Source organism: Flagellimonas sp. 2504JD4-2 (assembly GCF_053642935.1).
Genome location: NZ_JBSIOV010000001.1, coordinates 451096 through 464105, shown reverse-complemented (window position 1 = coordinate 464105; position 13010 = coordinate 451096). Strand labels below are relative to the sequence as shown.

At 40.5% G+C, this 13010-nt stretch carries 14 protein-coding genes; 8 read left to right on the top strand and 6 right to left on the bottom strand.

Features of this window, described 5'->3' with window-relative positions:
* Positions 1-23 precede the first annotated feature (23 nt).
* The 4 genes from ACULLH_RS02140 (at position 24) to ACULLH_RS02125 (ending at position 4695) form a co-directional block, all read left to right on the top strand.
* Positions 24-446, top strand: a complete 423-nt coding sequence (locus ACULLH_RS02140; RefSeq protein WP_454087078.1) for a hypothetical protein — start codon at positions 24-26, stop codon at positions 444-446.
* Positions 447-479: 33 nt separating this feature from the next.
* Positions 480-1010: an RNA polymerase sigma factor gene (locus ACULLH_RS02135; RefSeq protein ID WP_454087077.1), complete on the top strand. Its 531-nt coding sequence runs from the start codon at positions 480-482 to the stop codon at positions 1008-1010.
* An 8-nt stretch (positions 1011-1018) separates the two neighbouring features.
* Positions 1019-2635 (top strand): hypothetical protein, encoded by a 1617-nt coding sequence (locus tag ACULLH_RS02130; protein WP_454087076.1) that lies wholly within the window; start codon positions 1019-1021, stop codon positions 2633-2635.
* A gap of 281 nt (positions 2636-2916) precedes the next feature.
* Positions 2917-4695: a sensor histidine kinase gene (locus ACULLH_RS02125; RefSeq protein WP_454087075.1), complete on the top strand. Its 1779-nt coding sequence runs from the start codon at positions 2917-2919 to the stop codon at positions 4693-4695.
* On the opposite strand, the gene ACULLH_RS02120 is transcribed toward ACULLH_RS02125, so the two are convergent.
* A complete protein-coding gene (locus ACULLH_RS02120; RefSeq protein WP_454087074.1) occupies positions 4692-5435 on the bottom strand; it encodes a lysophospholipid acyltransferase family protein in 744 nt (247 codons plus the stop codon). The two genes, ACULLH_RS02125 and ACULLH_RS02120, sit on opposite strands and share 4 nt — an antisense overlap.
* A 56-nt stretch (positions 5436-5491) precedes the next feature.
* Here ACULLH_RS02120 and ACULLH_RS02115 point away from each other — a divergent pair, with 56 nt between their 5' ends.
* Entirely contained in the window at positions 5492-5734 is a 243-nt protein-coding gene (locus ACULLH_RS02115; RefSeq protein WP_454087073.1) for a GlsB/YeaQ/YmgE family stress response membrane protein, read from the top strand.
* Between the two features lie 79 nt (positions 5735-5813).
* Positions 5814-6782, top strand: a complete 969-nt coding sequence (gene trpS / locus ACULLH_RS02110) for a tryptophan--tRNA ligase (RefSeq protein WP_454087072.1) — start codon at positions 5814-5816, stop codon at positions 6780-6782.
* Positions 6783-6825: 43 nt separating this feature from the next.
* Here trpS and dprA read toward each other — a convergent pair whose 3' ends face one another.
* Positions 6826-7932, bottom strand: a complete 1107-nt coding sequence (dprA, locus tag ACULLH_RS02105) for a DNA-processing protein DprA (RefSeq protein WP_454087071.1) — start codon at positions 7930-7932, stop codon at positions 6826-6828.
* 105 nt (positions 7933-8037) lie between these two features.
* Here dprA and ACULLH_RS02100 point away from each other — a divergent pair, with 105 nt between their 5' ends.
* The gene (locus tag ACULLH_RS02100) at positions 8038-8982 is read left to right on the top strand and encodes an HU domain-containing protein (RefSeq protein WP_454087070.1); all 945 of its coding nucleotides are present in this window, start codon (positions 8038-8040) and stop codon (positions 8980-8982) included.
* A 57-nt stretch (positions 8983-9039) separates the two neighbouring features.
* Positions 9040-9555, top strand: a complete 516-nt coding sequence (locus ACULLH_RS02095; RefSeq protein ID WP_454087069.1) for an acyl-CoA thioesterase — start codon at positions 9040-9042, stop codon at positions 9553-9555.
* On the opposite strand, the gene ACULLH_RS02090 is transcribed toward ACULLH_RS02095, so the two are convergent.
* The 4 genes from ACULLH_RS02090 to ACULLH_RS02075 all read right to left on the bottom strand — a co-directional run bounded on the left by ACULLH_RS02090 (position 9552) and on the right by ACULLH_RS02075 (position 13010).
* On the bottom strand, positions 9552-10166 hold the full coding sequence (locus ACULLH_RS02090; RefSeq protein ID WP_454087068.1) for a hypothetical protein: 615 nt from the start codon (positions 10164-10166) through the stop codon (positions 9552-9554). The two genes, ACULLH_RS02095 and ACULLH_RS02090, sit on opposite strands and share 4 nt — an antisense overlap.
* Complete coding sequence (locus tag ACULLH_RS02085) at positions 10150-10848, bottom strand: hypothetical protein (protein ID WP_454087067.1); 699 nt, start codon at positions 10846-10848, stop codon at positions 10150-10152. The genes ACULLH_RS02090 and ACULLH_RS02085 overlap by 17 nt, the downstream gene beginning before the upstream one ends.
* A gap of 98 nt (positions 10849-10946) precedes the next feature.
* Positions 10947-11783 (bottom strand): aldo/keto reductase, encoded by an 837-nt coding sequence (locus tag ACULLH_RS02080; RefSeq protein WP_454087066.1) that lies wholly within the window; start codon positions 11781-11783, stop codon positions 10947-10949.
* Between the two features lie 3 nt (positions 11784-11786).
* A complete protein-coding gene (locus ACULLH_RS02075; RefSeq protein WP_454087065.1) occupies positions 11787-13010 on the bottom strand; it encodes a murein hydrolase activator EnvC family protein in 1224 nt (407 codons plus the stop codon).

Here is a 13010-nt window from a genome sequence, read left to right as displayed (position 1 = left end):
CATCTAGGGTTTAAAGAATTTGAATGATGAAAAAGGTAATTGCGTTGTTGATGCTGATCGGTCTAGGTTCGTCCCTGAGTTCATGTGACTTGGATGATGGACAAAACTTTCAGTTTACAACGTTAAGAGTTGTGGAGGCCGAACTGCCGGCATTTTTTGAGCTGAATCAAACCTACGATATTGTGGTTACCTATCAGCGTCCCAATGGTTGCACGTTTTTTGAAGGATTTGATGTTACCAAAACAGGAGATACAGATAGAGATGTGGTGGTCATAGGAACTGAAATTGTGGATGAAAATACTGCTTGTACGCTTGCTATTGAAGAGGTGACCGCTATCCTTAAATTCAACGTGATTTTTTCTGAGGAGTATCATTTTAGGTTTTATGCTGGCAACGATAATGACGATAATCCCACATATATAGAATATACGGTTCCGGTGCAGTGAACTAGACATCAATAATCCAAAACTGACCAACATTTGGATCTTGAAGAGTTAATACATAATTGTAAAAAGGGCAAAAGACAGGCGCAAGCTGAATTATACCGGAAATACTCCGGTATTCTTTTCGGTATGTGCCTCAAATATTCCCGGAATAAAACTGAGGCAGAAGATAATCTGCATGACAGTTTTATGACAATTTATGATAAAATCGACCAATTCAACTTTAATGGTTCCTTTGAGGGTTGGATCAAGCGGATTACCGTGAATACCGTACTTCAGAAATACAGAAAGGAGCAACACTTAAACGTGGTTTCCGAGAACATAGGTGAAGAATTGGACGTTGATACGGAACAGGCAGATATAAGCCTTTCCACATTGTTGGGGTATATACAAGAGCTTCCAAACAAGTATAGGTTGACATTCAACCTCTATGTTTTGGATGGCTATAGTCATAAAGAGATAAGTGAGATGTTGGGAACATCCACGGGAACTTCAAAATCAAATTTGGCCAGGGCCAAAATGATATTGAGGGAAAAAATAGAAAAAGAAAATATAAACATTGCTTAAATAATCTAATGATGGGGAAAAAGAATTTAGAGCAATTGTTCAAAGAAGTATTTAGGGACTTTACGGAGACTCCAGATGATAAAGTTTGGAAATCCATCGAAGCTTCCTTGAACAAAAAAGAACAAAAGAAAAGGGTTATACCGATCTGGTGGAGATTGGGTGGAGTAGCTGCTTTGTTGGCCATTCTGTTTTATGTGATGAATCCGTTTGACGGTTCAAATGAAAACGGTGATACTATTATTACTGAAACACAAACAGAAAACAACGTGCCGAACGCGGATGTTGAAGACACAGAGTCCAAAAAGTCAGAAACCTTTACTGCGCCGGACAACGAACAGCTGGTCGAATCTTCCACAGCAGACAATCAGGAATCAAACACAAATAATGATTCCAACAGTGATGCTGATGATGCTTTGCTTAAAAACCAAAGTCACGAATCCAATCAGCAATTGGTTGCAAACCCAGACCAAGAGCGCAATGATAGGACATTGAATTCCGATAGGATTTCTGGCAATGAATTGGATGCAGTCACCACTGCCGAACAAGAAGTTGCCAAAGTAGACAATCAACAACAGTACATAGTCCAGGATGAACGTGAAGAGATTGCGGTTGCAGAGACCAATACTTCTTCAGTAAAAAATGCTGAAACGGAGACCAATGGCAATCTTCCGTCAGAAACCGAAGTGCAGGAAGAGAATATCACTCAACAAGAAAATCTCTTTGAAGTTCCAAATAAAGGTAATGCCATCGCCGAAAATAAAATGGATGAGCAACAAAGCACCGATGAGAACGATACTCAAAATGAGGATCTGAAAGTTTCTCCTGAAAAGAAATCCATATTTGAAGTTATTGAAGAGCGGGAGGAAGAGGCTATAGCAGAAAACAAATCTCCAAAATGGTCCGTAGGACCCTCCGTGGCCCCTGTTTATTTCAGCGCAACAGGGAATGGTTCGCCGATCCACTCCAATTTTGCAGCCAACTCAAAGTCGGGCAATGTCAACTTAAGCTATGGTCTTACTGTTGCCTATGAATTGGGTAAAAAACTGAAGGTGCGATCTGGTGTACACAAGGTGAATTTTGGATACGATACCAACGATGTCGTTTTTTCTTCCTCGTTAACGGCTTCGGCCAGTGATATGATAGATAATATTGACTATAGCCAAACCGCTCGAACCGTGGTAGTTCAGAGTAAAAATAATGCTCCTGAAGCCGCTCTCAATGATGGTACCTTCCTAGAATTGGCAGCCAATGAAAATCCAGCTCTAGACGGGAAAATGGTTCAACAACTTGGCTATATTGAGGTTCCCTTGGAGCTCGACTACACACTTATCGATAAGAAGTTCGGTGTAAACCTAATTGGTGGTGTCAGTTCACTTTTCTTAGTTGATAATTCGGTGCTTTTGGAATCGGAAGATTTGGTGACCGAAGTAGGAGAGGCCAATAATGCGAACACGGTCAACTTTAGCACCAATGTCGGTGTGGGACTTAATTACGAATTTTCTCCAAAGGTCCAACTGAACTTGGAGCCTGTTTTAAAATATCAGTTAAATACATTCTCTGAAACCGCCGGTTCCTTTAGACCTTTTTCTGTCGGTGTCTATAGTGGTGTGCGTTTCAAGTTTTAGAGATATATAAAGAAGTTGGTTAGGAAGATTGCTCCTTTAAGGCAATCATTTAAGCACCTCGCTTCGGCGGGGTGTTTTTCTTTTGTAAAAATTCTATACCTTATACAGGATTTGTTTCCTGCTAAAAGTAAGGCAGTTACATTTTAGAATAGAACTCCAAGTTTTACCGATTCATTTGGTTTACATAAGGCATGCTAAAACTTCTAAGGGTTTTTTATATCGTCCTTTGGCTTCCATGCTTAACACCAGTTTGTTATGCAAGCGATTCTTTTTCTCCGAATATGGAAGGAAAAGAAATTCCATTTCAGGTATTTATCACCCAAGACTCTGAACTATCCTTAAAAGATATAGTAGGACAAGGCAACAATTTTGAAAAGTCTGAGCAGCTAAATCAAAAAACAACTCCTTACAACACCTATTGGATTCGGTTAGATTTAAAGGATGAGTTAAAAAATTTGAACCTAGAACCTACATGGTATCTGACCTATAGCTCATTTGATTACGCCACGCTCTTCTATGAGAAGAACAAAATCATTTTAGAAAAACCCATTGGTAAGTACGACCCCAATACCTATGGCAAAAGAATAAAGGCTCGAAAGTACTTTTCTGAAATTCCATTTGATCAGAACATGCTGATTCAAGGAAGGTATCTATATATAAAGGCACAACGCGTTATGTATTTTGACGAGCCTATAAATTGGAGTTTCAGTTATCAACAGGAATCGATAGAAAACTATTATTCATGGGATAACATAAAGACGTACATCCCTACCTATTTATTCATAGGAGGTAGTGCCATTATGGCGATTCTAACCCTTCTGTTGTTCATTTATCTGAGGCGATGGGAGTTTTTGTTCAATTCCTTATATGTCCTTAGTCTACTCTTTTATTTAGGTAAGGATGAATTATTGCTGTTTTTCAATTTTGGGACGGATAACGCCCTTTTAAAAGATTGGGCAATGGAGAATATTGCCATTACCACTGGTCTTTTTTACCAAGGCTTTTTTTACTTCTACCTAAACCTTAAAAGAGATTATATCTTCTCTTATCGGGTGGTTCAGATTTCCTTTTCCTTGCATGTACTCATGCTGTTTGCAGATACGATCTTTTTCCAAACAAGTGCATACTTAAGTCATATATATCTACTTGAGTCTTTACATATAATCGACGCCATTACTGCTTTTGTGATTCTTGTAAATCTTATTTATTACAACAAAAATGTAATTACCACTTTCTTTATTATTGGTTCAACCATTTTCATGATAGGCGTGGTACATTACTTTTTTACCCAAGATTCATCAGACCCCCTTCGCCATTATAATAAACTCTTTGTTACCATCACTTGCTCCCTTGAAATTTTGATTTTTTCATTTGGTTTGGGCTATAAGGTCTATACTGAGATAATTGAAAAGTTTCGACTTCAGAAAGAAGCATTTATATATAAATCCCAGGCATTAAGAGCGCAAATAAATCCGCATTTTATTTTTAATGCCCTAAGCTCAATCCAACACTTAATTTTACAAAAGAAGAGCTCCAAGGCCCTTACATATCTTACAAAGTTTGGGCGGTTGTCTAGAAATGTCCTCGAAAGTTCGGTTGAGACATCATCTACTTTGGATGAAGAACTAAAAATGTTGGAAGATTATCTCGAACTTGAGGTGCTTAGGTTTGATAGTGCTTTTTCCTATGAATTTAAAATTGATGACAAATTGAATCCGGTTGACATTGAAATCCCATTTATGATCACGCAACCTTTTGTTGAAAATGCCATTATTCATGGCCTATTACCAAAAAAGGACAACGACAAGAAATTGCTGATCCATTTTAAAATGGAACCCGGGTATTTGGTTTGTGAAGTGGACGATAATGGAGTGGGGAGGCAATTAGCTGAGCAAAGACTCCATATTTATCAAAAAGAAAGGAAATCAAGAGGGTTGGAAGTAACCAAATTAAGACTGGAATCTTTAGGGGAGAACCAAAATAGCCTTCAAATTATAGATAAGTTTGATGAAAACAACAATCCCACGGGAACAAAGGTGATTATCCGGATTCCCATTTAAGCATGCTCCTTTTGCAGTTCTCCAAGTATTACCTCTCGAACCTCTTCGCGCAAAGTGGATTTATCCGCTTCATCCAAAATACCGGTTTCGAAAAACTGATGGACCTTGGCCCGGATAACTCCAGGACCACCACTTAAAAACGTAAACGAGAATCGTTTTTTGTTGTCATAAAAAGTAATCGGCACTATTGGAATTTTATGGGCTATTGCCATTTTGAATGCCCCGTCCTTGAACTTATCTAAAATAACATTCTCTTCGGGCACTCCACCTTCCGGAAAAATACAAACACTCAATCCCTGGTCCAATCTTCGCTGGGCACGGCGATAAACACCGGTCCGACTTTTAATATTGTCCCTATCCACCATAATGCACACCCGCTTGTAAAAAAATCCGAAAACAGGAATCTTTACCAACTCTTTCTTCCCTACAAAAACAAACGGATTTTTGCTCACCACCAACATATACATTATGTCCAACATGCTCGTATGGTTCGCGACCAACATATAGCTTTTTCCTCTTTCCATGGTTTGTTCCCTTTCTATTTTTGGAAAACATCCCATGCCATAAAGAATCACTTTGCCCCATAGATTTCGGGCTAGCCAAAAAAACTGTTTATAGGTTTTTTCCGAGAGCGTGGTCAACAATAAAAAGGGGAAGAAAACGAAAATAGGAAGAGCTACAAGTACGTAGAACCATATTCTATATGCCGCGTAACCTATGTTCTTCAAAAAGACAAACATGCGCCAAAAGTAGAATTTTTGAATATCTTTATTGTAATAACCATAAAATCTTAAAGATGGGATTACTATATGCTTTATTGATTGGGGCCGCTGCAGGATGGCTTGCAGGTAAAATTATGAAGGGCGGCGGCTTTGGCGCACTTATCAACATTATTCTGGGTATTGTCGGTGGTATTGTTGGTAATTGGCTGTTTGGTGTTTTAGGTATTCATATCGGTTCCGGAATTGTTGGAGACCTAATTACCGGTGTTATCGGTGCCGTGGTAGTACTTTTTGTTGCAGGCCTGTTCAAAAAATAACTTTTACATCTTTAAACACTAGGGTCGACCGCTTTTTTTATCCCCTACGGATTGTTACTTTTACGCCCAAAAATTAGGTATGGCCCGAATTTTAACCGGAATCCAAAGTACAGGCACTCCCCACTTGGGAAATATTTTGGGGGCGATTATGCCTGCCATCCAAATGGCGGGGGATCCCAAAAATGAGTCCTTTCTTTTTATTGCGGACATGCATTCGCTTACCCAGATTAAAAATGGTGAGGAATTAAGAAACAATACCTATGCCACTGCGGCAACATGGTTAGCTTTTGGACTGGATATTGACAAAACTGTTTTTTATCGCCAAAGCGACGTTCCGCAGGTCACGGAACTGGCCTGGTACCTTAGCTGTTTTTTTCCGTATCAACGTCTTACCCTCGCACACTCTTTTAAGGACAAAGCAGACCGTTTGGAGGATGTAAATTCGGGATTGTTCAGCTACCCTATGCTTATGGCTGCCGACATCTTGTTGTACGATGCCAACATTGTTCCTGTAGGGAAAGACCAATTACAACATTTGGAAATGACACGTGATGTGGCATCCAGGTTCCACCATCAGTTTGGGGAGACTTTTGTCTTGCCGGATGCCAAGGTGCAAGAAGAGACCATGTACATTCCTGGCACCGATGGACAAAAGATGAGCAAGAGCAAGGGGAACATTATCAACCTTTTCCAACCGGATAAAAAACTGCGCAAGCAGCTCATGGGCATTGTTACGGACAGTACTCCCATGGAAGAACCCAAAGACCCCAGTAAGGATAATGTTTTTGCGTTGTACAAAATCCTGGCTTCTCCTGAGCAGATTGAGGAAATGAGTGCAAACTATTTGGCCGGCGGCTACGGCTACGGACATGCCAAGCAAGCTCTGTATGAAGTAATCTTGGAAAGGTTTGCTGAACCCAGGGAAAAATTCGAGTACTACATGAACCACTTGGATGAAGTGGATGAGGCATTGGCAATCGGGGCGGAAAAAGCCAAGAAAGTTGCGGATGCGGTGTTGGATAGGGTTCGTGAAAAGTTGGGATATTAATTGGCAATCTTTTATCATTCTTCACGCTGCCCAGCATGACATTTTAAATTGCTTCAAACAACTTTCCAGGTAAAGGCCGTATCACTCCTTTCATTTCCATCGTCAAAAGTGTAGATGTAGTTTTGTGGATTGGCAGTTTACACTCCAAAGCCACGTCATCCAGCAAGGTTTTTCCGTTCATCTGCAGATAGGAGTAGATAGACTGTTCTGTTTCGTCCAAATCCACAAAAAGCTGTTTTTGAACAGCGGATTCTTCCTTTTTTTCCTCTAAATCCCATCCTAAAAGGTAGATCAGTTCCGCCGCCGAAGAAAGCATGTGTGCTTTTTGGTGTTTGATCAAATCATTGCATCCCTTGCTAAATTTGTCGGAGACCCTCCCCGGTACCGCAAAGACCTCCCGATCATACCCGTTGGCCAAATCGGCGGTAACCAAACTTCCTCCCTTCTCAGCAGATTCAATTACGATCGTAGCTTTGCTAAGTCCGGCAATAATGCGGTTTCTTTTTAGGAAATTCTCACGGTCAGGGTCACTGCTGCTCCAAAACTCGGTTAGAAATCCCCCATTTTTTTCAACATGGGATGCATATTTCTTGTGGCTCTTTGGGTAAATTTGATTCAGTCCGTGCGCCAAACAACCTATGGTTTGCAGACCAGCTTCCATGGCCAATTTCTGAATGGTGATATCCACACCATAGGCGAACCCACTTATAATTATTGGATTTAAGGGTGCAATCTGTTCAATAAAGGATTCGCAAAATGCCTGTCCATAGCTGGTTATGTTCCGAGTGCCGACAACACTGATGATTTTGTTGTTCCGAAGGTTGATATTACCTCGTTTAAAAAGTACTATGGGTCCATCAATACAATGCTTCAGGTATTTTGGGTAATCATCGTCCTTAAAATAAGAAAGTCCAATTTTTTTGTCTTGAACATAGGTGTATTCGGCCTCCGCTGCTTCCAGATGATTTGCATCATGCAAACCCTTCAAAGTCATTCGGCCAATACCCTCTATTTTTAGAAGGTGTTGCAATTTATCCTCAAAAACTGCAATTGGACTTCCGCAATGGGCAATCAATTTTTTAGCGGTAATATCTCCAATATTGGGTACGGATTGCAGCCGTAATGCTGCAATAATTTCAGGCTCAGACATTTCGATTTGGGATTTCAGTTGTTCACAAAATACAGAATTTCAAATGTTAATAAAAAGTTATCCGACGTATTTTGTGCTCTTGGTTTTTTTGCAATATTTGTGCAAATGCGGATTGAGGGATACATAGAAAAATTACTGTACGATTACAACTGTGTCGTGGTACCAGGATTTGGGGCTTTTTTGGCCCATGGAAAATCCGCTGAGCTCGATTCCGCTGCCAATACACTTATTCCACCTTCCAAAACAGTTTCATTCAATGCGCAACTTTCCAAGAATGATGGTCTGTTGGTTTCGCATATTGCCAAAGAAAAGCATCTTGGGTATGAAGAGCTTTTGGAAGAGATTGAAAATGTTGCCGAAACTTGGAAGAAAAGATTGGAGCAAGGGGAAAACATTGAACTCTTTGGTATTGGTAAGCTATGGTTGAACCGAGAACATAAAATCCAGTTTCAACCTGAAAATAAAATCAATTATTTGACCTCTTCTTTTGGTCTGTCAGCTTTTGCAGCGACTCCTATTCAACGTGAAGTATTGAAAGAAGAGGTTGAAGAACTGGAAGAAAAGATTCCGTTTATCATTACTCCTGAAAAACGTCAGGAATCATCGTTCCGCCCTTGGCTAAAGTATGCTGCTGTAATCCTATTGGCCGTTTCTCTTGGTACTACCTCCTATCAGGCCTATGATGATCTTCAACAAAAACAATTGACCGTTCAGCAGGATACGCAACAAGAAGTTTCGCGTTTGATTCAGGAAGCTACCTTTTTTGATAGTGCACCTTTGGAACTGCCTGCACTAAGTCTTAAGGTCAATAAAAAGAAACTGGGCAAGCATCATATAATCGCTGGAGCTTTCCGAATTGAAGAAAACGCCGAAAAGAAGGTGGCGTTGCTCAAAAAAGCCGGATATAATGCATTTTACTTGGGCACCAACAAATTCGGTCTGCATCAAGTGGCTTACGATAGTTTCGAAAACCCGAAAGAGGCCCTTGCATTTCTTAGAAAGGTAAAACGCGCTGAATCCCCAGATGCCTGGATGCTATCTGAGAAATAGTCTTTCTTTCTTTAAAACCATTATCCACTTCAATATCTTTGCGCAAAAATTAGACCTATGCGCGCGAAAACTCCAAGCGAATCACGTACGGTAATGACCGATATGGTATTGCCCAGTGAAACCAATCCCCTGAACAATCTTTTTGGAGGTGAACTCTTGGCTCGAATGGATCGTGCCGCTAGTATTTCTGCTAGAAGACACAGTCGAAGAATTACGGTTACCGCTTCCGTGAACCACGTTGCTTTTAACAGATCTGTCCCTCTAGGAAGTGTTGTTACGGTAGAAGCAGCCGTTTCCAGAGCTTTTAAGACTTCCATGGAGATATATATTGATGTTTGGATGGAAGACCGTTTTACAGGAGAGCGAGCTAAGGCCAATGAGGCTATTTACACCTTTGTTGCTGTTGATGAAACTGGTGTTCCGACCGAAGTGCCACCTTTGGAGCCCGAATCCGATCTGGAAAAGGAGCGTTTTGCCGGAGCTCTAAGAAGAAAGCAATTGAGTTTGGTGTTGGCAGGGAAAATGGCTCCCGATAAAGCTACTGAACTTAAAGCTCTTTTTTTAGGGAATTAGAAGGAATAAACTTTTATTCCAATGGACGGCGCAAAATATTGGGGTCGTCTAAAAAAACGCTTCAATTCTGGAGCGGTATCGATGCTTAAAAAGTCCCAATGGTTGTCCAGCTTGAGATATATTCCGATAAAGTTGCTCAATCTATAAGAAATTGAAACGTTTGCCGATATAGAAAACCCGTCGTCCCTGAACCTGGTGCTACTCTGTCTATGACGATAGGTTGCATATCCCAGCCCCAATGATGGCCTAATTGCAATTCTTGAACTCTTTTTAAGGATGGAATACCCTCCCAATGCATGTATATGGGTGATGGCACTCTTATTTATGCCTCCGACTAACGATATGTCAGTAACATCTCCGGTAAAGTGGCTTAACTGAGCCCCAACAGTCCAACTAGGTTTCAGATGAACGATTCCATCAACATTAAATCCGTTACTCAGGTCATATCCTTCGGATAGAAAATTATTCCCATAGGCATTCGGCACAAGAAAAGAAACTCCTATTTCTCCAAAAATATCGGAATCCAGTTGTTTTCCGTCCTGAGCCAACCCGGGGTATAGCCAAAAACAAACCATGCAAAGCGCTATATACCTGTTAAAAACTAAATTCATACCGATTGGTTTGTGAGTCGGGGGACAGTTCGATATTTTCACTCGCTACAATTCCATTGTTCAATAGACGGTAACTAAATTGCAGCTTTTCACCCTGCGGAAGATTTATAGTGGTCGTAGATTCGGATTGATTTGGATAAAGCACCCCGGAATCGGTTTCCTGCTTATCCTCTAAATCTTCAAAATCCGGCTCAAGATTGATTTCCTGAAAAGTGGAGTTATATCGAATCTCATATTCAAGCGTATCCGTAGCATCGCTAACTCTTTGAATCAACAGTTCCGCATCATTTATTTTTCCAATTTCCACTATGGGAAGGGAATATGTTGAATTGTTCAAGGTTAAAGAATTCACCCCATTCACTAATACCGTGGGCCATTCGCTAGAATGACCATCAGCATTCTCACCATTTATCACTAGGGAAAACCGATTTTGATTTTCGGGCGAAATCACAACTATTTTGTAGCTGCCATTTTCTTCCGAGCTTGAAGTCCCAATAAGGTCAATGTCTTCATTGGTAGCTGACAGGAAAGGAATAAACAGAACAGGTGTAAAAAATCTTCCAGAGGCATATGCTTCAATCGGAAAGTCGGGTGTTGCTTCACCAGAATATGCCTCAATAGAACCTTGTACCAGCAATCTTCTGTTATTTTCATAGGTCAGTTCACAACTGGAAAAAACCAAGCCTAAAATTATGAGGGTGAGAAATCGCCACATGAAATCTAGATACCTATCCAACCAAAAAGCAGCTTTAAAACAGATTAAGAAATTGTTAAGCCTGTTCAGAAGTCAAAATTATTAGGGTCGGGACCAAAGCGTTTTCCCTTGTCCAAACCGTCCATCAACTTGATATCTTCTTCTTGAAGTTCGAATTCAAAAATATCCGCATTGGAAATTATACGTTCTTTCTTGGAGGATTTAGGGATAGTGATTACCCCTTTTTGAAGGTCCCATCGCAATACAATCTGAGCAACAGTCTTTTGGTATTTGTTGGCTAAGTCCTTCAATTCTGGAATATCGAAGATATTGCCCTGCATCATGGGTGACCACGCCTCATATTGGATTCCTTTCCCGTGGCAAAATTCAATCAAATCCTGCTGCACCAGATAGGGATGGAACTCCATTTGGTTGACCATTGGTATAATGCTCGCTTCCGTTAGCAAATCCTCCAAATGATGCTGCATAAAATTACTGACACCGATAGCTCTGACCCTTTTTTCCTCATAGAGTCGCTCCATTGCCTTCCAGGTGTCTTTGGATTTTTCCCCTTTGGGCCAATGGATCAAATAAAGATCTAGGTAATCGAGCCCCAAACGTTCAAGACTGGCATCAAAAGCTTTCAGTGTTGCATCATATCCCTGATCACTGTTCCAAACCTTACTTACCACAAAAACATCCTCGCGATCTACCTGACTTTCTTTGATTCCAACACCTACTCCTGTTCCATTATTATAAATGGATGCGGTGTCAATATGACGATACCCATGGTTCAGTGCTTCCTTTACCGCTTTGACGACCTCATTTCCGTCTTTGGACAAATACACCCCTAAACCAAAATAGGGCATTTGCACCCCGTTGTTCAATTCGAAGGTGCCCTGTAAATCTGTAATGTTTCCCATATATTAAAGCTGATAAATCCACTCCTCAGGATTTAGTCGATTGGAGTCTTGATAAAGATAGAACTTAAGTTTTGTTGTACCGTCGAACCGACTGGTATATATATCTCCAATAACCTCTTTTGCACCTACTTTATCTCCTTTTTTAACGTACAGTTTCGAGAGATTGTAATACGTGCTTATATAATTTCCATGTTTGATTTGAACCCCTCTACTCCCTCCGGGAACGGACAAAATCGCAATGACTTCCCCTTCAAAAATAGCTCTTGCTTGACTCCCTTCATCCGTTGCGATGGTGACCCCATTGTTTCTGTGCTTAATTCCAGGATACAGTTTGTCTGCATATACACCATATCCCTGACTTTTAATTCCTTTTTCTACCGGCCAGATAAGTTTCCCCTTGTTTGCAGAAAAGTTGCTGGCCACCAATTTAGCCTCTGGGGTCAATACAAATTTGGTCCTACTTGATTCCCCTGCCTTTCTGTTGGTGCTAACAATAGCACTTTTGATGAGTCGCTCAATTTCACGATCAATTTTACGGGCTTCCCTTCGTTTTTGAGCAATGGCCTCGGTATACTTAGTCTCATTTTGTCGAATACTGCGAAGGAGGTTTTTTTGAACCTCAATTTCGCCCGACAGCTCATTTTTTACTTTCTTGTTCTCCGCCAGTAAACGCTCTTTTGACTTTCTTTGGGCAACGAGTTCTTTGTTCAAATCAGCCAGTTCATTGGTTTTTTGGACAATATCTTCGCCTTGTTTCTTCCTATGCTTTGCATATTGCTCCATATACTGGAGTCTTTTAAATGCCTGGTAGAAGTTTTCCGCAGACAACAGGAACATCAAACGATTGCTTTGGGCTTTATTTTGATAAGATTTTTGAATCAGGTTGGCATAATCTTCCTTTAAGATTTTAAGATCTTCCCGAAGCTTGCTGATACTTCTGATATTGACATTGATTTGTCGGTTGAGGAGGTTCGACTGTTGATTTGTGACACGAATAAGTTCCTGTCTTACGTTAATTCTTTGGTCCAATGCCTCCATTTGGTCCAGAACATTTCCCTTTTCCTTCTTTTCGGCGAATAGCAATCGGTTAATTTCCTTGATTTCTTTTTGCAAACGCTCACGTTTTGCCTCCAACGCTTTTTGTTCGTTTGTTTGTCCAAATGCAAAACAGGAAACAAAAAATGTAACAATCACAAAATAATTGCAATATGAGATCTTACCTGTCAT